Consider the following 25,234-nt stretch of genomic DNA (forward strand, 5'->3'; position numbering starts at 1 on the left):
TCGTTTCGCGCGGCGGCCCGCAGGCCTAGCCGATCAGATTCAGGGCTACGGCGCTCTGATACAGCATATAGAGGGCCACCACGAAGATCAGGCCCGCGAAGACGCTGTTCAGCAGGCCCTTGCGGCTGGACATCAGTTTGGCCAGCCGCGCGCCCGCCAACCCGCCCAGAACGCCGCCGCCGATGAAGACCGCCGCCAGCGGCCAGTCCACCCATCCCGCCAGCGCATAGTTGAAGGCGGTGGTCAGGCCGAAGGCGGTCACGCCGACCAGCGACGAGCCGACGGCGTAATAGATGGGCATGCCGGTCGAGCCCATCAGGCTGGGCACGATCAGGAAGCCGCCGCCGATGCCGAAGAAGCCCGACAGCATCCCCGTCGCCGCCCCTGTGCCGATCAGCTTGGGCGCATTGCGTGCGGTCAGGGTCACGTCCGGGTCGCCCGCCGCAGAGCGGCCGCGCAGCATCAGGGCGCCGACGATCAGCATCAGCACGGCGAACAGGGCCAGCAGCTTCTGCCCGTCCACGGCCTTGCCCAGGCTGGAGCCCAGCGCCGCCCCGACCACGCCCGCCGCCGCGAACAGCAGGGCGATCTTCCATTTCACCGCCCCGTGTCGGGCGTGGTTCAGCAGATTGGCGAAGGCGTTGGCCGCCACGGCGAAGGCGCTGGTGCCGATGGCCAGGTGCGGATCCTTCACCCCCACCAGATAGACGATCAGCGGCACGGCCAGGATTGAGCCGCCCCCGCCCACCAGGCCCAGGGTGAAGCCGACCAGCGACCCCGCCCCGGCGCCCAGGCCATATTGCAAAAGGCTGAGTGACTCGCTCATCACGCGGCCCTCGTTCGCGGGGCGACGCCCGGCTCGACGCAGTCGGGGGCGCAAAGCCATTCGCGGCCCTTCAGCATCCCGACCCAGTAGATTTCCGGCAGGGCCTGCGCCTTCAGGTGCCAGGCGCGTCGCGTCGGCTGACGCCCGTCCAGCATCCACGCCGGGAAGCTGGGCAGCAGCTTGCCGCCATAGCCGAACTCGGCCAGCACGATCTTGCCGCGCTCGACCGTCAGGGGGCAGGAGCCGTAGCCGTCGTAGACCGCCTTCAGCGCCTTGCCGTCCAGCATGGAGATGACGTTCTCGGCCACGACCGGCGCCTGTTTGCGGGCGGCTGCGGCCGTCTTGGCGTTGGGCGCCGAGCAGGCGTCGCCCAGGCCGAAGACGTTGTCGAGGCGGTTGTGGTGCAAGGTGGCCTGATCGACGTCGATCCAGCCGCTGTCGGCCGCCAGCGGGCTGGCGCGGATGAAGTCGGGCGCGGTCTGCGGCGGGCAGACGTGGATCATGTCGAAGTCGCGGACGACTTCGCTGACGGCACCGTCCGCGTCAGTGACGGCGAAGGTCGCGCGGCGCGCCTCGCCGTCGATGGCGGTCAGGCGCGAGTTGAAGCGCAGGTCGACGCCGTAGCGCTCGATGTATTTCATCAGGGCGGGGACATAGTCCTTGACCCCGAACAGCACGGCGCCGGCGTTGTGGAACTCGATGTCCACATTCTTGAGGGCGCCGGTGCGCTGCCAGTGGTCGGCCGACAGATAGAGGGCCTTCTGCGGCGCGCCCGCGCATTTGATCGGCATGGGCGGCTGGGTGAACAGGGCGCGGCCGCCCTTAAGCTCCTGCACCAGCTTCCACGTATAGGGCGCCAGATCGAAGCGGTAGTTGGAGGTCACGCCGTTGCGGCCCAGCGTCTCACTCAGGCCGGGGATGGCGTCCCAGTCCAGCTTGATGCCTGGCGCGGCGACCAGGGCGCGATAGCCGATGCGACGGCCGTCCGACAGGCGCACCTGATCGGCTTCGGGCACGAAGTCGACGACGCTGTCCTGAATCCAGCGGGCGCCCGTGGGGATCAGGCGGCAGGTCTCGCGCATGGTGCGCTCGGGCGTGAAGACGCCCGCGCCGACCAGCGTCCAGCCGGGCTGGTAGTAGTGGCGCTCGGACGGCTCGACGATCACGACGTCAAGGCCGGGGCGGCGGCGCAGCAGGCTGGCCGCCGTGGCGATCCCGGCGGCGCCGCCGCCGACGATCAGGACGTCGCAGGTCTCGGAAGCTTGCGGATGGGCCATGCCTCAGCCCTCCAGACGCGGGCCGAGCGGCGAGACGTCGTAGCCGGCGGCGGCGGCCAGGGCGACGATCTCTTCGGCCGGGCGCTCGCCCGCCTGCGACAGGGCCCACAGATAGGTGGTGCGGGTGCCCGAGCGGCAGTAGCCGAGGATGGGCTGGGGCAGTTCGGCCAGCGCCGCCTTGAAGCGCGCCACGTCGTCCGGCGTCATGGCTCCGCCGCGAATGGGGATGTGGACGAAGGTCAGGCCCGCGGCCTCGGCGGCGGCGCGGATGTCCTCGGTCATCGGCTGGCCCGGCTCTTCGGCGTCGGGGCGGTTGGAGATGATGGCGCGATAGCCTTGATCGGCCGCTGTCTGGACCTCCTCAGGCAGGATCTGCGGCGAGACGTGCAGGCGGTCTTCCAGGGGGCGGATGTCCATGAGGCGGTTCTCTGGCTTTGAGGAAAAGGGCTTTAAAGGGCTTGGGGATCAGAGCGCGTTGATGGGCATTTTCAGGTAGCGGACGCCGTTGTCTTCCGGCTCGGGCATGCGGCCGCCGTTCATGTTGACCTGAACCGAAGGCAGGATCAGGCGCGGCATGGACAAGGTGGCGTCGCGGGCGGTCCGCATCTGGACGAACTCATCCTCGGTCACGCCGTCGCGGACGTGGATGTTGCAGGCGCACTGATCGCCGATGGTCGTCTCCCACGCGAACTCGGTGCGGGCGGGCGGCGCCTTGTAGTCGTGGCACAGGAAGACGCGCGCCGCGGCGGGCAGGGACAGCAGCCGCTTGATCGAGCGATACAGCGTCCGCGCGTCGCCGCCGGGGAAGTCGCAGCGCGCCGTGCCGTAATCGGGCATGAACAGGGTGTCGCCGGGGAAGACCGCGTCGCCGATCACATAGGCCAGACAGGCCGGAGTGTGGCCGGGCACGTGCAGGGCCGTGGCCTGAAGCTCGCCGATGGCGAAGCGGTCGCCGTCGTCGAAAAGTTGGTCGAACTGGCTGCCGTCGCGGCGGAACTCGGTCCCTTCGTTGAACACTTTGCCGAAGACGTCCTGCACCTTGATGATGTCGCGGCCGATGGCCAGGCGGCCGCCGAGGCGTTCCTGCAGGTAGGGCGCGGCCGACAGGTGGTCGGCGTGAGCGTGGGTCTCCAGCAGCCAGTGAACCTCAAGGTCTTCGGCCTCGACATAGGCGATCAGGGCGTCGGCCGAGGCGGTCGAGGTGCGGCCAGAGGCGGGATCATAGTCCAGCACGCTGTCGATGATGGCGCAGGCCCTGGAGTTCGGGTCGCGCACGACATGGCTGACGGTGAAGGTGGCCTCGTCAAAGAAGGATTTAACGACCGGGCGGCGGCTGACTTCAGTCAGGGCGGCCTGGATCAAGTCCGCGGCGTGATCGCGGGCGGGGTCGATATGGGCGTCGGTCACGGCGTTTCTCCGCATTGATCTTTATCAAGCAATTAGATATTTACATATTATATACAAGTAATTGTTTTCAAGGTGCGCTGCACCCCGACTGCGCGTAGCCCTATGGCATGGAAACCGACTCGATGACGGACACGCCTTTCCTGCGGCCGCTGCGGATCAATGAGGCGGCGCCGGATTTCACCGCGCGCACGACGCGCGGCCAGCGTCGGCTGAGCGACTATCGCGGGCGGTGGCTGGCCTTCTTCTCGCACCCGGCGGATTTCACCCCGGTCTGTACCAGCGAGTTCATCGCCCTGGCTCGGCGTCAGGCGGACTTCAACGCCATCGGCTGCGAGCTGCTGGGTCTGTCGGTCGACAGCCTCTATTCCCACCTGGCCTGGCTGAAGGACATCCGCGACCGCTTCGGCGTGACGGTGGAGTTTCCGATCATCGAAGATCCCTCCATGGTCATCGCCCAGGCCTATGGGATGATCGACCCGGAGGCGCCTGACAGCGCCTCGGTGCGGGCCACCTTCGTCATCGATCCGAACGGCGTGGTGCGGGCGATCAGCTGGTACCCGATGAACGTCGGTCGCTCGATCGAGGAGCTGCTGCGGCTGGTCACGGCCCTGCAGGCGGCGGATCGGGAAGGGGCTTCGGCGCCCGAGGGCTGGACGCCGGGCGCGCCCCTGCTTCAGGCGGCGCCGACCGACCTGGGCGATGTGCTGTCGGGCGATGACGCCTGGTATTATCAACCGGCGTCGCGATGACCCCCGGCGGCGATCTGGAACGGTTGAAGGCGGCCGCGCCCGAGGCGGCTGAACTGCTGCGGCAACTGGCCAACGCCAATCGCCTGCTGATCCTGTGCCATATCGCTCAGCAAGAGCGTTCGGTCGGTCAGTTGGAACAGGAGCTGGGCCTGCGCCAGCCGGGCCTGTCGCAACAGTTGGCCGAGCTGCGCCAGTCGGGGCTGGTGAAGACCCGGCGCGAGTCGCGCTCCATCTATTATTCGCTGGCCGACGAACGCGCCGAGGCCGTCATGGCCATGCTGCACCGCATCTTCTGCGACGATCCCAAGGCCCTGACCGAGGCCGTGCGTCAGGAAGCGGCGCCGGACCAGGCGCTTCCCCGCGGGGACGCCGCCCGTTTCGCCCGGATCATCCCGCCGCGCTGAACAATCGCGTCGCCTCATGCGACAAATCAGCGATTGAAGCTGACACTGATTATCATTAAGCGTCGAGGCGAAACGCCGCTGGCGTCGCTGATGAATGGGCGGAGAACGGGTCGATGGTCGAGGTGAGGTTGGGACGTCGGGCCCTGCTGATGGGCGCCGCCGCCCTGATGGCGACCGGGGCCGCCGCCTGTACGCGCCGCGACGCGGCCGGCCCGTCCTCGCTGCTGACCGACCTGCGCGACCGGCCGCTGGCGATCACCCCGCCGGTGACGAAGCTGTCGATCGACGACAGCCGCTTCCTGATCGCCCTGTCGCTGATCCATCCTGATCCGGTCAGCCTGCTGGCCGCCTGGGCGGGCGACGTGAACCGCCTCAGCCCGGACATCTACGCCGCCTATCTGGAAAAGTCGCCGACGCTGGCGAGCCTGCCCAAGACGCCGAGCTCGGCCGCCGCCTTCAACGTCGAGGCCGTGCTGGGCGCCCAGCCGCAGGTGGCCCTGGTGTCGCTGGATTCCGGCCCGACCGACGCCCAGACGGCCCAGTTGGAGCAGGCGGGCGTGCGCGTGGCCTATATCGACTTCTTCCAGCACCCGTTCGAGAACCAGCCGCGCAGCCTGTCCCTGCTGGGGGCCATGATCGGCCGCGAGGAACAGGCGGAAGCCTACAACGCCTTCCGCGCCTCCAGGCTGAAGACCATCTCCGACCGCGTGGCCGGTCTAAGGGACGAGCAGAAGCCGACCGTCTTCCTGGAGGCGCACGCGGGCAACGGGCCGGACTGCTGCAACTCGGTGGGCGCCGGGAACATCGGCGACTATCTGACCTTCGTCGGCGCCCGCAACATCGGCGCCGAGGTGCTGAAACAGCCGTCGGGCAAGCTGAACCTGGAGTTCTTGGTCGAGCGCGATCCCGACATCTACATCGCCACCGGCGGCCCGCATCTGGAGAAGACCGGCGGCTTCGTCGTCGGCCCGAAATACGACGTCGAGACCTCGCGCGCCTCGCTGCGCCGGGTGGCCGGGCGGCGCGGCCTGTCAACCCTGAAGGCTGTGCGCGAGGGCAGGGTGCACGGCCTGTCGCACCAGTTGATCAACTCGCCCATCGACATCGTCGCTGCCGAAGTCCTGGCCAAGTGGATCCAGCCCGAGCTGTTCGCTGACCTGGACCCGCGCGCGACGCTGGACGCGATCAACAAGGACTTTCTGGCCGTCCCCTATCGCGGGGACTATTGGACCGACCTGGTCCCGGCCGCCTGATTTCACCTCGGAGAACCGCCATGATCACCCTTCGCAACGGCATTCTGACCGCCGCCGCCTTCGCCGCCCTGGCGATAGCGTCGACCGCCTCGGCCCAGACGATCGAGAAGACCGTCAAGGTCGCCCCCGGCGGCCTGTACGAGATCGTCTTCAACCCGGCCGACAACGACCTCTATGTCGCCGCCGTCGGCCCGCGCGGCGCAAACCAGGCCCAGATCGTCCGCCTGCAGGGCCAGACGCTGGCTCCGGAATCCTCGGTCGACGTCTCGGCCAACCCGCTCTACGGCCTGAACCTGAACACCCGCACTCAAGTTCTGTATGGCACCGACACCCGCGCGGGCGTGATCACGGCCATCAACGCCCGCACCGGAGAAGTGATCGCCACCATCCGCAACGGCGACGAAGAGGGCGCCCACGTTCGCCAGGTCGTCGTCGATGAGGCGAATAACAAGGTCTACATCAGCGTCGTCGGCGGCGAGGCGGGCGACGCCTCCAAGCCGAACCTGATCTGGGTCATCGACGGCGCGACCAATACGATCGAGCGCACCATCGCCGCCACGGTCGGCGGCCTGACCGGCGCGGCGCTCGATCCCGCCACCAACCGCCTCTACGTCACGGGCATGAGCAGCAACGAAGTCGCCGCCATCGACCTGGCCACCGGCGAGACGGTCGGCAAATGGCCGTCGCATGGCGACTCGACCATCAACGTCGCCGTCGATTCCGAGGGCCGTCGCCTGTTCGTCGCCAACCAGAAATCGGGCGAGCTGACGGTGCTGAACGCCGACACCGGCGCCCTGATCCACAAGGTCGCCACCGGCGCGGGCGCCCTGAGCGTCGCCTACAACGGCGCGGTCAAGCAGATCTACGTCGCCAACCGTCAGGCGGGCACGGTGACGGTGATCGATTCCGACACCTATGCGGTGAAGGCGAATCTTGAGACGGGCACCTTCCCCCAGACCATCGCCATCGACCGCGCGACCAACGCAGTCTACGTCTCGAACAAGGCCCGCGGCCTGCCGCGCGGCGCCCCGGCGGGCACGCCGGTTCCGGTCGACCCGACCGGCGACGTGGTGACGCTGATCCGTCCCTGATCCGATCGGGACTGAATAAGGAAAGGCCCGGCCGCAGATGCAGCCGGGCCTTTTTCTTGGCTTGAAAAGATTGGCGGACGGGACGCCTAGCCCGTCAGCACGTCGTCGATCATGACCTGCAGCGCGCCGCGGTCGCAGCGCTGGACGCGGGCCGAGACGCGATAGACCTCGGCCAGGATATCGGGCGTGATCGCCTCGTCCGGCGTTCCGAAGGCGACCAGCCGTCCCTTGGCCATGACGGCGATCCGGTCCGAGACGCGCGCCGCCGCCTGCAGGTCGTGCAGGACGATCATCACCGTCATGCCCCGCTCGGCCGCCGCCTCGCGCGCCAGGTCCAGCACGCGCAGCTGATAGTGCAGGTCCAGGGCGCTGGTGGGCTCGTCCAGCAGCAGCAGGCGCGGCTCGCGCGCCAAAGCCTGGGCCAGACCGGCCAGTTGTTTCTGCCCGCCCGACAGCCGGTCCAGGCGCTGTCCCGCCAGAGCCTCGGCGTTGATGCGTTGCAGCACCTCATAGGCGCGCTCGGCCGCCTGGGCGTCGGTGTAGACGGCGCCGCGCAGGGGCGTGGCGCGGATCGAGGCGACCACCGTCTCCAGCACCGTCAAGGCTACGCCCTGCGGCAGGGTCTGCGGCATATAGGTGACGCGCTTTGCCCGGTCGGCCAGCGACAGCCGGGTCAGTTCGGCCTCGTCCAACCGGATCGAGCCGTGCGCCGGGATCAGGCCCGCCAGACTGCGCAGCAGGGTGCTTTTGCCCGCGCCGTTGGGGCCGACGACGGACACGACTTCGCCTGCAGTCAGGGGCGGCAGGCTGAAGCCGCTGATGATGGGTTGGCCGCCGTAGCCGGCGTCGAGGCCGCTGATCGACAGTTCGCTCATGCCCGGCCTCCGTTGCGGAAGATCAGCAGCAGGAAGACCGGCACCCCGATCACGGCGGTGACGATGCCGACGGGCATCAGCACGCCCGGCACGATGATCTTGGACGCCGCCGAGGCCAGCGACATGATGACGGCCCCGGCCAGCACGCTGGCGGGCAGGAAGTAGCGGTGATCCTCGCCGACCAGCAGGCGGGCGATGTGCGGCCCGACCAGTCCGATGAAGCCGATGGCGCCGACGAAGGCCACGGCCGTCGCCGACAGCAGGCTGACCCGCAGCAGCGACAGGAAGCGCAGTCGCTTCACGTCGACGCCGAAGCTCATGGCCCGGTCCTCGCCCAGCCGTAGCGCCGTCAGGGCGCGCGAGGACAGAAGCGAGAAGGGCGTCACCACGACCAGCACCACCGCCAGGGCGGCGACATTGCTCCAGGTCGCGCGCGACAGCGACCCCATGGTCCAGAACACCAGCTGCTGCAGCGCCTCGGCCGAGGACAGGAACTGCACCAGCGCCGTCAGGGCGTTGAAGGCGAAAACGAGCGCGATGCCGAACAGGACGATGCTCTCGATCCCCGATCCCTTCATCCGCGCCAGGGCCTGCAGCGCCAGCACCGAACCGAAGGCGAAGACGAAGGCGTTCAGCGGCACCAGCCAGTCCGCCCCGATGAAGGACGATCCCAGACCCAGCACTATGGCCAGCGACGCGCCGAACGAGGCGGCCGAGGAGACGCCCAGCGTGAAGGGGCTGGCCAGCGGATTGTTCAGCACCGTCTGCATTTCGGCGCCCGCCAGGGCCAGGGCCGCGCCGACCATCATCGCCATCAGGGCGTAGGGCAGGCGCACCTGCCAGACGATGGCCTGCTGGGCCGTGGTCAGGCTGGACGGATCGAACACCCCTTTCAGCACCGTCAGGGGCGAGATCGACGAGGGGCCGGTGGCGATGTCGAGCAGCAGGGCCGCCGCCGCCAGCGCGGCCAGAACGGCGATGGCGAACAGCTTGGTCCGCACGCTTCTGGAATAGGCGACAACCGCCTCGGGCACGGCGTTTTCAGCGTTCGCCAATTCACGAACTCCACTCAGAGAATGCGTCGCAATACATATCAATGGCCAGATAGGCTAGGGTGGCCGTATGACGCTGACCTCGCCCGCCCCTGCCGACCCGTCCCAGAAGGACGCGGCTCCCGACACGACCCAGCCCTACGCCATCCGCCTGCCCGCTGTCGATGGCGCGCCCGCCGTGGACGTGCGGGTGGCGACGCCGCAGGGCGAACGGCCGCCCGGCGGTTGGCCGGTTCTGGTGCTGCTGGAGGGCGAGGCCTTCTTCGATACGGCCGCCCAGGTCGCCGGACGGCTGCTGCGGCGCTCGACCAAGACGCGGGTGGATGTGATGATGACGGCGGGCGTCAGCCTGTCGGGCGTGGCTGATCGCGTGGCCGCCTACGCCTTCACGCCGGGACCGCAGGGCCAGGCGCCGGAGCCGCAGGGCGCGGCCCTGCTGGCGCGGCTGACGACAGAGGTGCTGCCGCAGCTGGCGGCCCTGGGCGCGGATCTCGAGCAGGCGGTGTTGATGGGCCATTCCATGTCGGGCCTTTTCGTCCTGGAGGCGCGAGCGGCTGGAGCGCCCTTCGCCCGCTACGCCGCGATCAGCCCGTCGATCTGGTGGAACCCGGCGGTGGTCGCCGCCCAGTCCGAGAGCGCGAACCTGCTGGTCGCGGTCGGCGCCCGTGAGGAGATGGAGGGGCTCCCGCCCGCGCACCTGGCTCGGCGCATGGTCTCCAACGCCCGCGATCTGGAGGCCCGTGGGGCGAGCCTGCGGGTGCTGGAGGACGAGGACCACGGCTCGACGCCCTATGCGGCCCTACCGGCCGTCCTGCGGTTCGCGGCGCCCTATCGAGGCTAGACGGGGCGGCGAGAAAAAGCCCCCGCGCCGGGCGCGGGGGCTGTTCGGATCAACGTGCGGGGCGGATGCGCAGCACGGAGTCGTTTCCGTCCGTGGTCCAGCCGGACTTGACCGCGACATAGACGTTGCCGCGCCCGTCAGCCGAGACGTGGTTCGCCACCGGCGGGGCGGGCAGATTGGCGACGATGCGGCCGTCGACGTCCGTCACCGTCACCGTGCCCGCGCCGAAGGTGCTGACGAAGGCGCGGCGCGACTTCGGCTCGAACACCACGTTCAGGGCGCCCGCGCCGACCGGGGTGTCGGCCACGACCGAGCCGTCCGAACCGTTCAGCACCACCAGGTTGTCGGTGCCCTGGCCCGCGACGAAGATGCGGTCGGTCTGCGGATCGTGCGAGACGCCGATCACGCTGCGCGCGCCGGGCACGGGGAAGACGTTCAGCACCGTGTCCGCCGCCGCGTCGATGACCGCGACCTCATTGGTCGAGTTGGAGGCGACATACAGGCGGCGCGCTTCGCGGTCGTAGGAGACGCTGGCGGCCGAGAAGGTCTCGCCGCGCACGGTCGAGTCGATCTTGATGCGCTTGGCCACCGTCAGGGCGGCGGTGTCGAACACCACGACCTCGGGCTCGAAGGTGGCGCTGGCGTAGGCCTTGCCGTGCTCTTCGTCGATGACGACGTCGCGGGCGTGGTTGACCGTGCCCGGCTCGAACTGGCGCACCAGCGACAGGTCCGACTGGCGATAGACGGCGACCGTGTTCTGGCGGCTGTTCGAGACCCAGACGGTGTCGTTGGCGTCATCGACCCCGACGCCGTAGACGGCGAAGACGCCGCCGTCCTGGGGCTGGCCGTCGCGGCCGGTGCGGCCCGGCGCGGCGGCCGGAGTGACGCGGGCCTCGACCGCCAGGGTGTCGGCGTTCAGGCGCAGCAGCTCCGACTGGCGCACCGGCGGGCGGCCGACCGCCGAGGTGGCGAAGACGGCGTTGCGCTTGGCGCTATAGGCGGTCTGATACAGGCCGCGCGTAGGCTGGATGTTGGTGATCCGATAGGCCGCCTCATTCGACAGCGGCACGTTCGGCGAGATCTTCAGATCGGCCAGGACGGCGTTGTAGGGCGACTGCGACACCGCCACGATCGGGTGGTTGCCGGGCTGGGCGTTCGCCGGCAGCGTCAGGCGCGCTTCGAAGCCGCCCTCGGCGTTCGCCGTGATCGGGCCGGTCGACAGCGGCGTCTGGCCGTACATCAGGACGATGCTCTGGCCCGGATGGAAGCCGCGGCCATTGGCCACGACCGGGCCGCCCGGCAGGACGGGCCTGCCGCGCTCGCCGGACGAGAAGCCGACCTGGCCGCCGTCCAGGCGTTCGGGCGCCGAGAACAGGGCCTGGGCCGAAGCCAGGGTCGGCACGGCGACGGCCGAAGCCGCCAAAAGCGCGCCGAGGGCGGCGCCGCGAAGGGATTTGCGTAGGGTCGTCATGATCGCAGTTTCTCCGGATCAGAAGCGGGTGGTCAGGCCAACGAAGAAGCGGCGGCCGGGCGAGTAGTAGCCATCGCCGGCGGTGCCGCTGACCTTCTCGTTGAAGAGGTTGGAGACGCCGGCGCGCAGCGTCACCGTGTCGGACGCCTCATAGGCGGTGGTCAGGTCGAACTCGGTGCGGGCGTTGGTCAGGGTCGAGCCGCCGCTCAGCTGTTCGCCGGTGTACTGGGCCGACAGCATGAGCCCCAGGCGGTCCGTCGCCCGCCAGTCCAGCGAGGCGTAGCCCGACCATTCCGGCGTGGTGATCAGGCTGGCCCCGGTGTCTAGGTTCTTGGCCTCGATCATCCAGGTGGCGTTGCCGCGCAGGGTCAGGTCGTAGGGCAGGGCCGCAGAACCGCTGAGCTCCAGACCCTTGGTGCGGGCGCGCTGGACGTTCTCGTTCTTGGTCCACCAGCGGCCTTCGAAATAGCCCAGCGGCGCGTACTGGATCTTGTTCTCGAAGTCGGTGTGGAAATAGGTGGCGGCGAAGCTGAAGGCGGCGCCGTCATAGGCGAAGCCGAACTCGTAGCTGGTGCTTTCCTCGGGCTTGAGGTTCGGGTTGCCCGCCATCCAGCAGCCGCCCGAGGTGTAGACCAGCGGATTGCCGTTTCCGTCCAGGATCGGGTCGCCGTTCTTGTCCTTGGCGGCCATGCCGATCAGGCCCCGGCAGCCGTTGCCGCCGGACTGGGTCGCGGCGCCGGCGCTGTTCTCCTTCAGGGACGGGGCGCGGAAGCCCTTGGACACGCCGCCGCGCAGGGTCCAGGCCTCGGCCGGGCGCCAGACCAGATAGGCGCGCGGGCTGAAGTGCTCGCCGTATTTGTCGTGGCTGTCCAGGCGGCCGCCGAGCGTCAGCAGCAGGTTTTCGCGCAGGGTGATCTGGTCCTCGGCGAAGACGGCCGCCGTGTCGCCTTTCAGCGTGGCCCCGGTGATGACGTTGCCGTCATAGTCGATCGGCACCGTGCCGATGGTGTCGGTGTTGGTCAGCTCTTCCTGGCGGTACTGGGCGCCGAGGGCGAACTTGTGCCGCCAGACGAAATTCTTCTCGAAGTTCCACAGGCCGTCGACGATCCACTCCTCGAATTCGCCGGAGCCGCCGTATTCGCCCATGGCCTTGTTCTCGAAGGCGTTGCGATAGACGTCCAGGCGCGTCTTGCCGAAGGACCATTCGCCTTCGTGGCTGGCGCGGAAGTTGGTGCGTTCGGTTTCCGAGCCGAAGGCCCCCTGCGGCGTCAGCACGCCGTTGCGGTTCGGCACCAGCAGCTTGGGCGCCAGAGGCTCCTCCACCCCATAGTTGGCCTCGAACGAGAGGTTGTGGTTCTCGACGGGCGTCCAGTTCAGCACGCCGTTCAGGCTCTTGTTGACGACGCCGCCCGTGCCGTTGGCGCCGGAGAGGTTCACTTCGTCCGGATTGGTGCGGGCGTAGGTCGCGCCCAGGCGCAGGCCCAGGTTCTCCGTGAGCGGACCGGCCACGTTGACGCCCAGCTGATAGGCGTCGCCGCGCTCGGAATCCTCGGACCAAGTGTAGCTGGTGTTGGCCGACCCGCGCCACGTCGGGGCGATCTTGCGGGTGATGATGTTGATGACGCCGCCCATGGCGTCGGAGCCGTAGAGCGACGACATCGGCCCGCGCACCACTTCGATGCGCTCGATCATGTCGGGCGAGATCCAGTTCAGATCCTGTCGGCCCAGGTCGGGGCGATAGCTGATGTCGCGCGAGTTGCCGACGCGACGCCCGTCGACCAGAACCAGAGTGTAGTTGTCCGGCAGGCCGCGGATGGTGATCTTGGACATGGCGCCGGTCGGGCTGACGCCGCCGGTCACGCCGGGCAGACGGCCCAGCAGTTCGCCCAGGCTCTGGACCGGCTGGCGCTCGATCTCGTCGCGGGTGATGACGCTGACCGAGGCCGGGGCGTCGCGCACGTCGACGGCCGAGCCCGAGGCGGTCACGATCACGTCGCCGACGGCGGTGGCCTGCGGATCGACGCCTGAGAGATCGGCGGGAATCGTCTCGGCCAGGACCGGCGATGTGGCGAGCAGGGTAGTTGTCATCAGGCCCAGCCCGATGCGGCGTTTCGATAGGTGCATCTGCGCCCCCAAAGGCGTGCGTTGGCGGGCGACGAGCGCCCGAGGAGGGGAGGAAAGCTCGACCGTGCGAGCGGCTCGCTCCTAATAATCATTCGCAATATTGTCTCAATGTCGGATTCGGCATGGGGCCTATTCGCCCAGCCGCATGAGGGCGCGGCCGTCGGAGGCGCGATGGGCCGGGGAGCAAAGGCCTATGTCGATATGTTGCAATTAAGAGGCGTTCTTAATACAGCGGAGGCCGACGCGCCGGGCGTCATGCAGCGAGGCCATATGTCGGGGCGACTTCCCCACCGCGTCGATTTCACCCTGCTTCAGCATCTTCAGGTGCTGATCGAGCAGCGCAGCGTCTCGCGCGCGGCCGAGCGTCTGGGCATCGGCCAGCCGGCGATGAGCCGCATCCTGGCCCGGCTGCGCGATCAGTTCGACGACCCTCTGCTGGTGCGCGGGCCGCGCGGCATGATGCCGACGCCGCGCGCCGAGGCCCTGTCCGGTCCCTTGCGCGCCTGGCTGGACGCGGGCGAGAGCCTGCTGCGCGACCCCGGCCTGGACGTCGGGCGGATGAAGCGGGTGTTCCGCCTGGCCTCCACCGACTTCGGCCTGCTCAGCGTTCTGACGCCGGCCCTGGCCCGTATCGAGCACGAGGCGTCGGGGGTGGAGCTGGCGGTCGAGCCTCTGTCGGACGCCAGCCTGCGGCGGCTGGAGGACGGCCGGCTGGATCTGGTGCTGACGGGATGGAATCCTGAGGGCGCGGGGCTGAAGTCGCGCTGGCTATTTCGCGAGGCTCATCTGGGCCTGGCGCGGCCGGATCATCCTGTGCATCAGGCGACGCCGACGCACGCCGAACTGCTGCGCTGGCCCCATGTCGTCCCCTCGGCGGGGGACGGATTCGGCGACTGGGTGGCGGATGACCTGCCGGACATGGCCGAGCGCCGCGTCCTGGTGCGGGCCGAGAGCTTCGCCCTGGTTCCCTATCTGTTGCAGACCAGCGAAGCGGTGGCCCTGCTGCCGCGTCGGGCGGCCGAGCATTTCGCGGCGACGCATGGCCTCGGCACCTTTCCAGCGCCGCAGGAGATGCGGCCGTTCGACTACCACCTGGTCTGGCACGAACGCTCGGACGGGGACGCCGGAACCCAGTGGTTGATCGACGCCCTCTTCGCTGAATTCGAGCCAGGCCCCGCACCGGTGGGGGCTGACGGCGCAGACGGTTCAGGAGACGGTCGGCAGCGCCAGTTCCACGGCTAGTCCGGGCCGGTTGTCGTCCAGCCGCAGTTCGCCGCCGTGCGCGCGCGCCACGGCGGCCACCATGGCCAGGCCCAGGCCCGCGCCGGACGTATGGCCGCTTCCGCCCTGACCAAGGCGATAGAAGCGGCGCAGGATCTTGTCGCGCTCGGCTTCCGGCACGCCGGGGCCGTGGTCGGCGACGCGGACGACCGCCCGGCCTTTTTCGCTGCACGTCGAGACCTCGATCCGGCCGCCGCCATGGAAGACGGCGTTCTCGATCAGGTTGGCCAGGGCCTGCTGGATCAGGGCGGGGTCGGCCTCGACCGTTCCTGTAGGGGCGAGAGCGACGGTCAGGCGCCCGCCCGCCTCTTCGACGAAGGGGCTGTAGATGTCGGCCACCGTGGCGGCGAGGGCGGCGAGATCCAGCCGTTCGGTCTGCAAGGCGGCGTCGCCGCTCTCGATTCGCGCCAGGGTCAGCAAGGCCTCGAACAGGGCGCTGACCTGGTCCGTCTCCTCCAGCGCGCGTTCGACGGCGGCTTCGCGCGCCTGGGCGTCGTCCATATTGGCGGCCAGATCCTCCAGCCGATTGCGGACCCGGTTCAGCGGCGCGCGCAGTTCGTGGGCCACGCCCTCGGACAGGGTTTTCAGCGTCGTCAGCGCCGCCTCCTGCCGGTCCAGCATCCGGTTGAGGTTGGCCGACAGTTCGTTGAACTCCCGCCCCAGGCCGACGGCGGGCAGGCGCGCCGAATCCTGGCCGGCGATGATGCGGCCGACCGCCTGGTTGACGTCTTCCAAACGCCGCAGGAACAGCCGTCCCGCGAACCAGCCGCCGGCCAGAGCCAGCAGGATCAGGACGATCCCGCTCATCAGGGCGTAGCGGCGGATGCCGCCGCGCAGCTCGTCCAGATGCTGGATGTCGCGTCCGACCGCCAGCAGGCCGCCGTCGGAGGCCCGCGCGCTCAGCACCAGCATGTTCGGCGTCTGGTCGGGCCAGCGCGCGGGGCGCGCCTTGTTGGGCAGGTTGCGGCGGAAGCCGGTCTCATTGACCGCCAGCCGCGTCAGGCCGTTGGAGAAGGTGCTGCCGTCCGGCGCCTCGACCAGCAGCAGATAGCGGCGGGCGTCGCGGTTGCGGGCCTCGGCGTTCAGCTCCCGCACCAGCTGGGCCGTGCCGTGCCGGTTCGCGTCGGCGCGCATGACGTCCATCTGATGGTTCAGCCCGTCGCGCACCTCGGCCTCGGCGAAGCGCATCAGGCCGTAGTCCACCCCCGTGATCATCACCGCTGCGCCCAGGCCGAACAGGACCGAGAAGGCGGCGGCGTAGCGCAGGCTGGCCGTGGACCAGACCGACGGGCGTTTCGGCTCAGTCCGGGGCCTTGAGGACATAGCCCACCCCCCGGATGGTGTGGATCAGCTCCTGGTCGAAGCCGCGATCCACCTTGGCGCGCAGGCGGCTGATGTGGGCGTCGATCAGATTGGCGCGGGGGTCGAAGTGAAAGCCCCACAGGCTTTCCAGCAGCATGGTGCGCGTTACGGCGTGACCGGCGTTGCGCGCCAGCCGCTCCAACAGTTTGAACTCATGCGGGGTCAGGTCCAGCGTCCGGCCCGCGCGGGTCGCCCGGTGGGCGGCCACGTCGACCTCCAGATCGGCGACCCGATGCCGCGTCGTGGCTTCGGCCAGCGGGGGGCGCCGCACCAGCGCCTGCAGCCGCGCGCTCAGTTCGCTGAAGGCGAAAGGCTTGACCAGATAGTCGTCGGCGCCCGCGTTCAGCCCCGCCACCCGGTCGTCGACCGAGCCCAGCGCCGTCAGCATCAGCACCGGCGTCTTCAGCCCGCCCGCGCGCATGGCCTGGACCGCTTCCAGACCGAGCAGCCCCGGCATCATGCGGTCAACGACGATGGCGGCGTATGCGCCCTCCATCGCCATGTGCAGACCGGCCTCGCCGTCGCCCGCCTCATCGACCGTATGCCCCTGCTGGCGCAGGCCTTCGGCCACGAAGGCGCGGGTTCGGGCATCATCGTCAATGACAAGCATTCGCATGAGCGCTCTTCTAAACCTCTGCGACGAAACGACCAGACCGGCTTGGAATTAATCTCGCCGCAAGACAATGCGAAGGTTGCTCGGCTATAGGCCAGTTTGTTGCGAATGATATGCAACAGCTTGAGTGCGGCAGGGATCAGCATGGAGTCGAGAGTAGCGGAGTTCTGGGGCGCGCCCGATCTGTCGGTTCAGATCGGCGGCGGCGCATCCGAACGGCATGAGGCCGCCGCGCCGAAGGACGACATGGACTGGGCTTTTGGATTGAGCACGCCGGAGCTGCGGCTCTTCACCACGGGCCTGAAGCAGCGCCTGACGCCGGGACCGGCGGCGACCCTGGGCGAGCGCGTGCGCCGCTTCTTCGCCGATCTGCCGGTCGCCCCGGAAACCGATGAGCCGTCGCCGCGCCTGCTGGTCGGCGCCCTGCCGTTCGACCGCAGCGCCGACGACTGCCTGTTCCTGCCCGAGCGCGCCGCCAACCGCATCTGGGACATGTCTTCTACGGCGTCTCGCCCTGCGATCCGCGCCCTGACGCCCGAGCCTTCGCGCGCGGCCTATGAGGCGGCGGTGACGCAGGCGCTTGAGGCCATGCGCGCCTCTCAGGGCCGCGCCGAGCCGGTCGACAAGGTGGTGCTGTCGCGCAGCCTGAAGGTTCAGGGCGACGGCGCGATCGACCCCTTCGCCCTGTGGCGCGACCTGAAGGCTGACCCGACCGCCGCGCGCTTCCTGACGCCGCTCGGTGAAGGGCGGGGCGGGGCCATGCGCCGTCTGGTCGGCGCCACGCCCGAACTGTTGGCGTCCAAGCGCGGCCCGGCCGTCTTTTCTCATCCACTGGCCGGATCGGCCCGCCGCAGCACCGACGTGGTGCAGGACGAGGCGGCGGCGCAAGGCCTGCTGGCATCCGACAAGGACCGCCGCGAACACGCCCTGGTGGTCGAGGCCATCATGGACCTGTTGGCGCCATACTGCAGCGACCTGCGCGCGCCGCCCGGCCCTGCGCTGGTATCGACGCGGACCATGTGGCACCTGGGCACCCGCATCGAGGGGCGGCTGCATCGCTCCGATGAAACCTCAGCCGCCGAACTGGCCGCCCTGCTGCATCCGACGCCCGCCGTCTGCGGCTCGCCGCGCGATCAGGCGGCCGAGATGATCCACGCGCTTGAAGGCTATGACCGGGGCTTCTATGCCGGGGCCGTGGGCTGGACCAACGCCTTCGGTGACGGCGCGTGGTACGTCTCCTTGCGCTGCGCCGAGACGTGCGGCGATCAGGCGCGTCTCTATGCCGGGGCGGGCATTGTCGAAGGCTCCGATCCCGCCGCCGAGGCGGACGAGACGTCGGGTAAGTTCCAGGCCGTCCTGCGCGCCCTGGGCGTGGATGAGGCGAGCGTATGATTCCCTTGCAACAGATCTGGCCGGACGACATGGCGGCGCATTATCGGGCCAAGGGCTATTGGCGCGGCGAAACCTTCTCCCAACTGCTGCGCAGCCGGGCGGAGGCGCAGCCTGACGCCGTCGCCGTGGTCGGCATGGACCAACGCTGGACCTATGGCGAGCTGCTGCAAAAGGCCGAGACGGCCGCCGCCGGTTTTCTGGCGCTGGGCCTGAAGCCCGGCGACCGGGTGGTGGTGCAGTTGCCGAACCTGCCCGAGTTCCTCAGCGTGGTGTTCGGCCTGTTCCGGGCCAAGCTGATCCCCGTCTATGCGCTGCCCGCGCACCGCTCGACCGAGATCGTCCATTTCCTGACGCGCGCCGAGGCGTCGGCCTATGTGGTGGCCGACCGGCATGAAGGCTTCGACTATCGCGCCCTGGCCCGCGCCGTTCAGGCCGAGGTTCCCGCTCTGCGCCATGTGGTCGTCGTCGGCGAGGCCGAGGAGTTCGCATCCTTCGACGGTTTTCGCGCCGATCCGGCCTCCCTGCCGACGGACGACGCCGATCCGTCCGACGTGGCCTTCCTGCAGATTTCGGGCGGCTCGACCGGCCTGTCCAAGCTGATCCCGCGCACCCACGACGACTATCTCTACAGCGTACGCGAAAGCGCCGACATCTCGGGGCTGGAGCCGGAGAGCGTCTATCTGACGGCCCTGCCGGCGGCGCATAATTTCCCGATGAGTTCGCCGGGCTATCTGGGCGCCCTCTATGTCGGGGCGACGGTGGTGATGGCGCCGTCGCCGTCGCCGGACGTCTGCTTCCCCCTGATCGCGCGCGAGGGGGTGACGATCACCGGCCTGGTGCCGCCTCTGGCCCTGCTGTGGATGCAGGCGGCGGCCCGGAAGGCGCACGACCTGTCCAGCCTTCAGGTGCTGCTGGTCGGCGGGGCCAAGTTCCTGCCCGAGGCCGCGCGGCGCGTGCGCACCGAACTGGACTGCACCCTGCAACAGGTGTTCGGCATGGCCGAGGGTCTGGTCAACTACACCCGGCTGGACGACCCCGAGAGCCTGATCGTCGAGACGCAAGGACGCCCCATCAGCCCCGACGATGAAATCATGATCGTCGATGACGCGGGCGCGCCGGTGGCCGAGGGCGAGCCGGGCAATCTGCTGACGCGCGGGCCCTATACGATCCGGGCCTATCACAACGAACCGGCGGCCAATGAGCGGTCCTTCACCGACGACGGCTTCTATCGCACCGGCGACGTGGTGCGCCGCACGCCCGAGGGCTACCTCGTGGTCATGGGCCGGGCCACCGACCACATCAACCGCGCGGGCGAGAAGATTTCGGCCGAGGAGGTCGAGGACCATCTGCTGGCCCACCCGGCCGTGTTCGACGCCGCCGTGGTGTCGGTGCCGGACGACTATCTGGGCGAGCGCATCTGCGCCTTCGTCATCCCCAACGGCGCCCCGCCGCGCGGCGTCGAGCTGAAGGCGTGGATGCGCAAGCGCGACATCGCCGACTTCAAGGTGCCGGACCAGATCGTCTTCGTCGACGACTTCGCCGTGACCGCCGTGGGCAAGGTCAGCCGCCGCGAACTGCGCGCCGCCCTTCGCCAGCGCATTCTGGAAGAAGAGGGCAAGGCGTGAGCGTCTCTAAAGGCCTGCCGACCGTCCCGGCCTACGCCCTGCCGACCGAGGCGGAGATTCCCGCCTCGCGCGCCCAGTGGACGCTGCAGCGCGATCGCCCCGCCCTGCTGGTCCACGACATGCAGCGCTATTTCATGCGCCCCTATGCGCCGGGCGCAGAGCCGCTGCCCGGCCTGATCGCCAATATCGCCCGCCTGATCGCGGCGGCGCGGGCGGCGAGCGTGCCCGTCTTCTACACCGCCCAGCATGGCGATCAGGATCGCCGCGACCGGGGGCTTCAGGCTGACCTGTGGGGACCGGGCATGAGCCGCACGCCCGAGCATGAAGACATCCTGCCCGAACTGGCCCCGGCGCCGGGCGACTTCCCTCTGGTCAAGCACCGCTACAGCGCCTTCCAGCGCAGCAACCTCGAGACGTTGATGCGCGTGCGGGGGCGGGACCAGTTGATCGTCTGCGGCGTCTACGCCCACATCGGCTGCCAGCTGACGGCGGCCGAGGCGTTTCAGCGCGATATCGAACCCTTCTTCGTCGCCGATGCGCTTGGCGACTTCTCGCGCGACAAGCATATGGGCGCGGTGGCCTGGGCCGCCGACACCTGCGCCGTGGCCCTTTCGACGGCGCGCGTTCTGGAACGACTGACATGACCAAGCTGACCCCGCAGGATCTGACGCTGGAGCGCATGCGCGCCGATGTCGCCGCCGTGCTGCACGAAACGCCGGACTCCATTCTGGACGACGACAATCTGATGGACCTGGGCGTCGATTCCTTGCGCGCCCTCAACCTGTCGCTGGCGTGGAGCGAGGCGGTGCCGCTGGAGTTCAGCGAACTGGCCGAGCACACCACGCTCGCGGGCTGGTGGAGCGTGGTTCAGGCGCGCCTGCGCGCCGCCGGTCACGACGCCTGACCTGATATCATGGACGACGGACGCATGGCGGCGGCGCTGGAATACCCGCTGACGGAAGCCCAATCCGGCCTGTGGTTCGCCCAGAGGCTGGACCCGGCCAATCCGATCTTCAACACGGCCCACTATCTCGACATCCGGGGCGATCTGGACGTCGAGGCCTTCCGCGCCGCCGTCGACAAGACCGCCGCCGAGGCCGAGGCCCTGTCGCTGCGTTTCGTCGAACGAGACGGCGAGGTGTTCCAGACCCTCGACCCGACCCATCGTCCCCTGTTGCAGATCGTCGACGTGTCCGTCGCCGCCGATCCGGTCGCCGAGGCCATGGCCGCCATGCGCCGCGACCATGAGACGCCGCTGGACCCGACGCGCGACCCGCTGGCCGCCAACATCCTGTTCCTGATGGGGCCGCAACGCTTCCTTTGGAGCCTGCGCGTTCACCATCTGGCCACCGACGGCTTCGGCATGGCCCTGCTGACCAACCGCGTGGCCGAGCTCTACAACGCCGCGCGCGGCGGCCCGGCGCCCGGCCCGGTCTTCAACCCCATCGTTAAAGTCTGGGACGAAGACGCCGTCTATCGCGCCTCGGACAAGCGCACGGCCGACGCCGTCTACTGGCGCGAGATCATGGGCGACGCGCCCGAGGTCGCCTCTCTGGCGCCCGGCAAGGCGACGACCGCCCACCGCTTCCACCGCATCGAACGCGCCCTGCCGTCCGAGGTCACGGCCCGCCTGCGCGCGCGCGCCGACGCCGGGCACCTGCCATGGCCTGACGTGCTGACCGCCATCGGCGCGGCCTATGTCCGCCGTTTCTCGGGCGCGGAGGAGGCTGTGATCGGCGTGCCGTGGATGGGCCGCATGGGCAGCGCCTCGGCGCGCACGCCCGCCATGATCATGAACGTGCCGCCGCTGCGCCTGACGCTGGACGAGGACGCGCCGCTGGACGAGCAGCTGATCCTGGCCTCCAAGGCGCTGATCAAGACCCGCCGCCACGGTCGCTATCGCAGCGAGCAGCTGCGGCGCGACCTGGGCCTGATCGGCGGGGCGCGGCGGCTGTACGGGCCGCTGGTCAACGTCCTGCCGTTCGATCTGCCGCCGCGCTTTGCGGGGCTGGACACGACGCTGAAGGTGCTGGGCACAGGTCCGGTGGACGACATCAGCTTCACCTTCCGCGGCGACGCCGCCCCGACCCTGACGCTGGAGGTCGACGCCAACCCCGACCTCTACACGCTGGAGGAGGCCGCCGCCCACGCAGAGCGCCTGGCCGCCTTCCTGACCAACGCGCTGGACGCCGAAACGCTGGGCGAGGTTCCCATCGCCACGCCGAGCGAGGCTGTGTGCGAACTGGAAGCCTTCAACGCCACCGCCCACCCGGTGCCCGACACGACGCTGACCGCCCTGCTGGTGACGGCGATGAAGGCGACGCCGGACGCCCCGGCGCTGACCTTCGGCGATCAGACCCTGACCTACGCCGAACTGGACCGCCGCACGGCCGCGCTGGCCTCGGCGCTGGCGGCGCGCGGCGTGGGGCACGAGAGCCTTGTCGCCGTAGCCCTGCCGCGTTCGCTGGAGCTGGTCATCGCCTTGGTCGCGATCTTACGCGCGGGCGGGGCCTATCTGCCGCTGGATCTGGAGCATCCGGCCGAGCGCATCGCCGCCATCGTCCGCGCCGCCGGGCCGAGCGTCGTCCTGGCCCATGAGGACATCAGCGGCGCCTTCGCCGAGGCCCTGCTGGCGCCCGCCGACTGGCCGCTGGCTGGTGCTGCGCCTGCCGTCGCTCAGGCGGGCGAGGACGCCGCCTATGTCATCTACACCTCGGGGTCGACCGGCGATCCCAAGGGGGTGCTGGTCGAGCATCGCGCCATCGTCAACCGTCTGCTGTGGATGCAGGCTGAATACGGGATCGGCGCCCACACCCGCATCCTGCAGAAGACGCCCGCCACCTTCGATGTGTCGGTGTGGGAGTTCTTCCTGGCGCTGATCTCGGGCGGAGAACTGGTCGTGGCCCCGCCCGGCGCGCACCGCGATCCAGCCGCCATCGCCGGACTGATCCGCCGCCATGCGATCACCGACCTGCACTTCGTCCCCTCCATGCTGTCGGCCTTTCTGGCCGATCCGGCGGCGAAGGGGATCGCGGTCGCCCACGTCTTCTGCAGCGGCGAGGAGCTGCCCGCCGAACTGCGCGACCGTTTCCACCAGACGGTGAGCGCCGAACTGCACAACCTCTACGGCCCGACCGAGGCGGCGGTGGACGTCAGCTATTGGGCCGCCGGGCCGGACGATACGTCCCGGCCCATGCCGATCGGCTGGCCGGTATGGAACACGCGGCTGGTCATTCTGGACGAGCGCCTGCGCCCTGTGGCGCCCGGCATGGGCGGCCATCTGCATCTGGGCGGCGTGCAACTGGCGCGCGGCTATCTGAACCGGCCCGACCTGACCGAGGACCGCTTCATCCCCGACCCGCACCATCCGGGCCAGCGCTTGTACCGCACCGGCGACGTGGCGCGCAGGCGGGCCGACGGCGCGGTGGTCTATCTGGGCCGCAGCGACCATCAGGTGAAGATCCGCGGCCTGCGCATCGAACTGGGCGAGATCGAAGCCGCCGTCATCGCCAGCGGCCTGGCGCGCGAAACGGTGGTGCTGGCGCGCGAAGACCGGCCGGGAGAGCGCCGTCTGGTCGCCTATCTGGTCCCGGCCGAGGGCTACGACCCCGCCGCCCTGAAGGCCAAGCTGGCCGCCCGTCTGCCCGACTATATGGTGCCCGCCGCCATCATGGCGCTGGACGCCCTGCCGACGACCGCCAACGGCAAGCTGGACCGCAAGGCGCTGCCCGCCCCGGTGTTCGAGGCGGCGGCGGGCCGCGCGGCCGAGACGCCGAACGAGAAAATCATCGCCGAACTGTTCGCCGAGGCGCTGGGCAGGGCCGAACCGGCGGGCGCCGACGACGACTTCTTCACCCTGGGCGGCGACTCTTTGCTGGCGGTGCATCTGATGATGTTGATCCGCGAGCGGCTGGGGCGCGATCCGGGGCTGGGCGCCCTGTTCGACCGGCCGCGCGTGGAGGAACTGGCCGCCCTGATCGACGCTGAGGCGCTGGACTTCGACAACGGGCTGGGCGTGCTGATCCGTCTGGCCGAGGGCGATCCGGCCCTGCCGCCGCTGTTCCTGATCCACCCGGCGGGGGGGCTGTCGTGGGGCTATCGGACGCTGGCGCGCGCCCTGTCGCCGCGCCGCACGGTGTGGGGCGTGCAGTCGCCCGCGCTGGACCCGCAGAACGCCCTGCCGGACGGGATCGACGCGCTGGCGTCGGTCTATGTCGACCACATCCTGGCGCTGGGGGCGCCGCGGCCGGTGCATATCGCAGGCTGGTCCGTCGGGGGCATCATCGCCCAGGCGGCGGCGGTCGAGCTGGAGCGGCGCGGGGTCAAGGTCGGGCTGATGGCCATGCTGGACTCCTATCCGGCCGAATGCTGGCGCGCCGAGCCGGACCCGGATCCGGTCGACGCCATGCGCGCCCTTCTGGCTATCGCCGGATACGACCCGACCCAGTATCCCGACCTACGCAGCCGGGCGGCCATCCTCGCTTTCCTGAAGGCGGGCGACAGCGCCCTGGGCGGCCTGCCCGAGGCGGCGCTGGACGGGGTGATCCGCGTGGTGCTGGACACCAACCGTCTGGTGCGTGAACACCATCACAAGCCCTTCGGCGGCCGCACCACCCACGTCCGCGCAGCGCTGGATCACAAGGAGCGCGACCTGACGCCCGGCCTGTGGCGGCCCTATGCGGCCGATCTGGACGTGGTCGAAGTTCCCTTCCTTCACCCGCAACTGACCGGCCCGGCGGCGACAGCCCTGATCGCCCCGGCGCTGGACGCCCGCATGACCGCCGCAGAGGATACGACACGATGAGAGACAGCGGACTGTCCGGCCGTCTGGCCGTGGTCACGGGCGCGGGCGGCGGCATCGGCGCCGCCGTGGTGCGCCTGCTGGTCGAGGAGGGCGCGCGCGTGGTGGCCACCGACCTGCCGTCCACCGCCCTGTCGGGTCTGGCCTTCCTGAACGGCGTGCGCGTCGAGCCGCTGGACGTGTCCGACGGCGCGGCGGTGGAGGCCCTGTTCGACCGCATCGAGGCCGAAGACGGCCCGATCGACCTCGTCGCCAGCGTGGCGGGCGTCCTGTCCAATGTGACGGTGGACCAGACCTCCGACGCCGAATGGCGCCGCGTCTTCGCCGTTAATGCGGACGGGGTCTTCCATCTGGGCCGCGCGGCGTCGCGTCGGATGGGCGAGCGGGGCAAGGGGGCCTTCGTCACAGTCAGCTCCAACGCGGCGGGCGTGCCGCGTCATGCGATGGCGGCCTACGCGGCGTCCAAGGCGGCGGCGACCATGTTCACCCGCTGTCTGGGGCTGGAGCTGGGGCCCAAGGGCGTTCGCTGCAACATCGTCGCCCCCGGCTCGACCCTGACGTCGATGCAGACCGGCATGTGGGCCGATGAGGACGGCGCCGCGCGCGTCATCGCCGGTTCGTCCGAGACGTTCAAGGCGGGCATTCCGCTGCAAAAGCTGGCGACGCCCGAAGACATCGCCGAGGCGGTGGTCTTCCTGCTGTCCGACCGCGCCGCCCACATCACCATGACGGATCTCTACGTCGACGGCGGGGCCACGCTGCGCGCCTGATCCCGCCGCCCTGACCTGCC

At 69.6% G+C, this 25,234-nt stretch carries 22 protein-coding genes; 12 read left to right on the forward strand and 10 right to left on the reverse strand.

Translation table 11 applies throughout. The features are described from left to right. Positions 1-25 precede the first annotated feature (25 nt). Genes BJP32_RS06960 through BJP32_RS06975 form a run of 4 tightly spaced genes read right to left on the reverse strand, consistent with a single transcriptional unit; the run spans position 26 to position 3,525 of the window. On the reverse strand, positions 26-826 hold the full coding sequence (locus tag BJP32_RS06960) for a sulfite exporter TauE/SafE family protein (RefSeq protein ID WP_076223554.1): 801 nt from the start codon (positions 824-826) through the stop codon (positions 26-28). Continuing rightward, complete coding sequence (locus BJP32_RS06965; RefSeq protein WP_076223450.1) at positions 826-2,103, reverse strand: FAD/NAD(P)-binding oxidoreductase; 1,278 nt, start codon at positions 2,101-2,103, stop codon at positions 826-828. The genes BJP32_RS06960 and BJP32_RS06965 overlap by 1 nt, the downstream gene beginning before the upstream one ends. 3 nt (positions 2,104-2,106) lie before the next feature. Then, positions 2,107-2,520 (reverse strand): TIGR01244 family sulfur transferase, encoded by a 414-nt coding sequence (locus tag BJP32_RS17645; RefSeq protein ID WP_076223452.1) that lies wholly within the window; start codon positions 2,518-2,520, stop codon positions 2,107-2,109. Between the two features lie 48 nt (positions 2,521-2,568). Continuing rightward, positions 2,569-3,525 carry an MBL fold metallo-hydrolase gene (locus tag BJP32_RS06975; RefSeq protein ID WP_076223454.1) on the reverse strand — a complete coding sequence of 319 codons (957 nt, stop codon included), beginning with the start codon at positions 3,523-3,525 and terminating at the stop codon, positions 2,569-2,571. A 92-nt stretch (positions 3,526-3,617) separates the two neighbouring features. Between BJP32_RS06975 and BJP32_RS06980 the strand changes: the two genes are divergently transcribed. From BJP32_RS06980 to BJP32_RS06995, 4 genes are all read left to right on the forward strand, one after another. Then, the gene (locus BJP32_RS06980) at positions 3,618-4,259 is read left to right on the forward strand and encodes a peroxiredoxin (protein ID WP_076223456.1); all 642 of its coding nucleotides are present in this window, start codon (positions 3,618-3,620) and stop codon (positions 4,257-4,259) included. Further along, positions 4,256-4,663: a helix-turn-helix transcriptional regulator gene (locus tag BJP32_RS06985; protein ID WP_076223458.1), complete on the forward strand. Its 408-nt coding sequence runs from the start codon at positions 4,256-4,258 to the stop codon at positions 4,661-4,663. Before BJP32_RS06980 ends, BJP32_RS06985 begins: the two co-directional genes overlap by 4 nt. Before the next feature lie 113 nt (positions 4,664-4,776). Then, complete coding sequence (locus tag BJP32_RS06990) at positions 4,777-5,916, forward strand: ABC transporter substrate-binding protein (RefSeq protein WP_052747941.1); 1,140 nt, start codon at positions 4,777-4,779, stop codon at positions 5,914-5,916. A gap of 20 nt (positions 5,917-5,936) precedes the next feature. Next, a complete protein-coding gene (locus tag BJP32_RS06995) occupies positions 5,937-7,007 on the forward strand; it encodes a YncE family protein (protein ID WP_046651732.1) in 1,071 nt (356 codons plus the stop codon). An 86-nt stretch (positions 7,008-7,093) separates the two neighbouring features. On the opposite strand, the gene BJP32_RS07000 is transcribed toward BJP32_RS06995, so the two are convergent. Then, on the reverse strand, positions 7,094-7,882 hold the full coding sequence (locus BJP32_RS07000; RefSeq protein WP_046651731.1) for an ABC transporter ATP-binding protein: 789 nt from the start codon (positions 7,880-7,882) through the stop codon (positions 7,094-7,096). After that, the gene (locus BJP32_RS07005) at positions 7,879-8,937 is read right to left on the reverse strand and encodes an iron ABC transporter permease (RefSeq protein WP_052747940.1); all 1,059 of its coding nucleotides are present in this window, start codon (positions 8,935-8,937) and stop codon (positions 7,879-7,881) included. Before BJP32_RS07005 ends, BJP32_RS07000 begins: the two co-directional genes overlap by 4 nt. A 67-nt stretch (positions 8,938-9,004) precedes the next feature. Between BJP32_RS07005 and BJP32_RS07010 the strand changes: the two genes are divergently transcribed. Further along, positions 9,005-9,775, forward strand: coding sequence for an alpha/beta hydrolase (locus BJP32_RS07010; protein WP_046651730.1), 771 nt, complete (start codon positions 9,005-9,007; stop codon positions 9,773-9,775). Between the two features lie 49 nt (positions 9,776-9,824). Here BJP32_RS07010 and BJP32_RS07015 read toward each other — a convergent pair whose 3' ends face one another. Beyond that, positions 9,825-11,246 (reverse strand): hypothetical protein, encoded by a 1,422-nt coding sequence (locus tag BJP32_RS07015; RefSeq protein WP_046651729.1) that lies wholly within the window; start codon positions 11,244-11,246, stop codon positions 9,825-9,827. 18 nt (positions 11,247-11,264) lie between these two features. Beyond that, positions 11,265-13,370, reverse strand: coding sequence for a TonB-dependent receptor domain-containing protein (locus BJP32_RS07020; protein WP_046651728.1), 2,106 nt, complete (start codon positions 13,368-13,370; stop codon positions 11,265-11,267). Between the two features lie 171 nt (positions 13,371-13,541). Between BJP32_RS07020 and BJP32_RS07025 the strand changes: the two genes are divergently transcribed. Next, positions 13,542-14,612, forward strand: a complete 1,071-nt coding sequence (locus BJP32_RS07025) for a LysR family transcriptional regulator (protein ID WP_233126760.1) — start codon at positions 13,542-13,544, stop codon at positions 14,610-14,612. On the opposite strand, the gene BJP32_RS07030 is transcribed toward BJP32_RS07025, so the two are convergent. Both BJP32_RS07030 and BJP32_RS07035 read right to left on the reverse strand, forming a co-directional pair. Then, entirely contained in the window at positions 14,577-15,974 is a 1,398-nt protein-coding gene (locus BJP32_RS07030; protein ID WP_046651726.1) for a HAMP domain-containing sensor histidine kinase, read from the reverse strand. The two genes, BJP32_RS07025 and BJP32_RS07030, sit on opposite strands and share 36 nt — an antisense overlap. Continuing rightward, a complete protein-coding gene (locus tag BJP32_RS07035; protein WP_083673915.1) occupies positions 15,952-16,623 on the reverse strand; it encodes a winged helix-turn-helix domain-containing protein in 672 nt (223 codons plus the stop codon). Before BJP32_RS07035 ends, BJP32_RS07030 begins: the two co-directional genes overlap by 23 nt. A gap of 147 nt (positions 16,624-16,770) precedes the next feature. Between BJP32_RS07035 and BJP32_RS07040 the strand changes: the two genes are divergently transcribed. The 6 genes from BJP32_RS07040 to BJP32_RS07065 are packed head-to-tail and all read left to right on the forward strand — an operon-like array spanning position 16,771 to position 25,214. Continuing rightward, positions 16,771-18,018 carry an isochorismate synthase MenF gene (locus BJP32_RS07040; RefSeq protein WP_076223462.1) on the forward strand — a complete coding sequence of 416 codons (1,248 nt, stop codon included), beginning with the start codon at positions 16,771-16,773 and terminating at the stop codon, positions 18,016-18,018. Beyond that, entirely contained in the window at positions 18,015-19,643 is a 1,629-nt protein-coding gene (locus tag BJP32_RS07045) for a (2,3-dihydroxybenzoyl)adenylate synthase (RefSeq protein WP_076223465.1), read from the forward strand. The genes BJP32_RS07040 and BJP32_RS07045 overlap by 4 nt, the downstream gene beginning before the upstream one ends. Beyond that, on the forward strand, positions 19,640-20,287 hold the full coding sequence (locus BJP32_RS07050) for an isochorismatase family protein (protein WP_076223467.1): 648 nt from the start codon (positions 19,640-19,642) through the stop codon (positions 20,285-20,287). The genes BJP32_RS07045 and BJP32_RS07050 overlap by 4 nt, the downstream gene beginning before the upstream one ends. Next, positions 20,284-20,547: a phosphopantetheine-binding protein gene (locus BJP32_RS07055; RefSeq protein WP_024353927.1), complete on the forward strand. Its 264-nt coding sequence runs from the start codon at positions 20,284-20,286 to the stop codon at positions 20,545-20,547. The genes BJP32_RS07050 and BJP32_RS07055 overlap by 4 nt, the downstream gene beginning before the upstream one ends. 9 nt (positions 20,548-20,556) lie before the next feature. Next, the gene (locus BJP32_RS07060) at positions 20,557-24,447 is read left to right on the forward strand and encodes a non-ribosomal peptide synthetase (protein WP_076223469.1); all 3,891 of its coding nucleotides are present in this window, start codon (positions 20,557-20,559) and stop codon (positions 24,445-24,447) included. Next, positions 24,444-25,214 (forward strand): 2,3-dihydro-2,3-dihydroxybenzoate dehydrogenase, encoded by a 771-nt coding sequence (locus BJP32_RS07065; RefSeq protein ID WP_046651721.1) that lies wholly within the window; start codon positions 24,444-24,446, stop codon positions 25,212-25,214. Before BJP32_RS07060 ends, BJP32_RS07065 begins: the two co-directional genes overlap by 4 nt. Positions 25,215-25,234: the final 20 nt, after the last annotated feature.

It is taken from the genome of Brevundimonas sp. ZS04 (assembly GCF_001956865.1).
GTDB classification, from domain to species: Bacteria; Pseudomonadota; Alphaproteobacteria; order Caulobacterales; family Caulobacteraceae; genus Brevundimonas; species Brevundimonas diminuta.

What these genes read in the sequence shown, in the direction of transcription:
- BJP32_RS07035 (WP_083673915.1), bottom strand. Translation starts at nt 16,623, where the DNA reads ATGCTTGTCATTGACGATGATGCCCGAACCCGCGCCTTCGTGGCCGAA.
- BJP32_RS06985 (WP_076223458.1), top strand. Translation starts at nt 4,256, where the DNA reads ATGACCCCCGGCGGCGATCTGGAACGGTTGAAGGCGGCCGCGCCCGAG.
- BJP32_RS06960 (WP_076223554.1), bottom strand. Translation starts at nt 826, where the DNA reads ATGAGCGAGTCACTCAGCCTTTTGCAATATGGCCTGGGCGCCGGGGCG.
- BJP32_RS06975 (WP_076223454.1), bottom strand. Translation starts at nt 3,525, where the DNA reads ATGCGGAGAAACGCCGTGACCGACGCCCATATCGACCCCGCCCGCGAT.
- BJP32_RS07065 (WP_046651721.1), top strand. Translation starts at nt 24,444, where the DNA reads ATGAGAGACAGCGGACTGTCCGGCCGTCTGGCCGTGGTCACGGGCGCG.
- BJP32_RS06990 (WP_052747941.1), top strand. Translation starts at nt 4,777, where the DNA reads ATGGTCGAGGTGAGGTTGGGACGTCGGGCCCTGCTGATGGGCGCCGCC.
- BJP32_RS17645 (WP_076223452.1), bottom strand. Translation starts at nt 2,520, where the DNA reads ATGGACATCCGCCCCCTGGAAGACCGCCTGCACGTCTCGCCGCAGATC.
- BJP32_RS06980 (WP_076223456.1), top strand. Translation starts at nt 3,618, where the DNA reads ATGGAAACCGACTCGATGACGGACACGCCTTTCCTGCGGCCGCTGCGG.
- BJP32_RS07025 (WP_233126760.1), top strand. Translation starts at nt 13,542, where the DNA reads ATGGGCCGGGGAGCAAAGGCCTATGTCGATATGTTGCAATTAAGAGGC.
- BJP32_RS07040 (WP_076223462.1), top strand. Translation starts at nt 16,771, where the DNA reads ATGGAGTCGAGAGTAGCGGAGTTCTGGGGCGCGCCCGATCTGTCGGTT.
- BJP32_RS06995 (WP_046651732.1), top strand. Translation starts at nt 5,937, where the DNA reads ATGATCACCCTTCGCAACGGCATTCTGACCGCCGCCGCCTTCGCCGCC.
- BJP32_RS07030 (WP_046651726.1), bottom strand. Translation starts at nt 15,974, where the DNA reads ATGTCCTCAAGGCCCCGGACTGAGCCGAAACGCCCGTCGGTCTGGTCC.
- BJP32_RS07060 (WP_076223469.1), top strand. Translation starts at nt 20,557, where the DNA reads ATGGACGACGGACGCATGGCGGCGGCGCTGGAATACCCGCTGACGGAA.
- BJP32_RS07000 (WP_046651731.1), bottom strand. Translation starts at nt 7,882, where the DNA reads ATGAGCGAACTGTCGATCAGCGGCCTCGACGCCGGCTACGGCGGCCAA.
- BJP32_RS06965 (WP_076223450.1), bottom strand. Translation starts at nt 2,103, where the DNA reads ATGGCCCATCCGCAAGCTTCCGAGACCTGCGACGTCCTGATCGTCGGC.
- BJP32_RS07015 (WP_046651729.1), bottom strand. Translation starts at nt 11,246, where the DNA reads ATGACGACCCTACGCAAATCCCTTCGCGGCGCCGCCCTCGGCGCGCTT.
- BJP32_RS07020 (WP_046651728.1), bottom strand. Translation starts at nt 13,370, where the DNA reads ATGCACCTATCGAAACGCCGCATCGGGCTGGGCCTGATGACAACTACC.
- BJP32_RS07055 (WP_024353927.1), top strand. Translation starts at nt 20,284, where the DNA reads ATGACCAAGCTGACCCCGCAGGATCTGACGCTGGAGCGCATGCGCGCC.
- BJP32_RS07010 (WP_046651730.1), top strand. Translation starts at nt 9,005, where the DNA reads ATGACGCTGACCTCGCCCGCCCCTGCCGACCCGTCCCAGAAGGACGCG.
- BJP32_RS07045 (WP_076223465.1), top strand. Translation starts at nt 18,015, where the DNA reads ATGATTCCCTTGCAACAGATCTGGCCGGACGACATGGCGGCGCATTAT.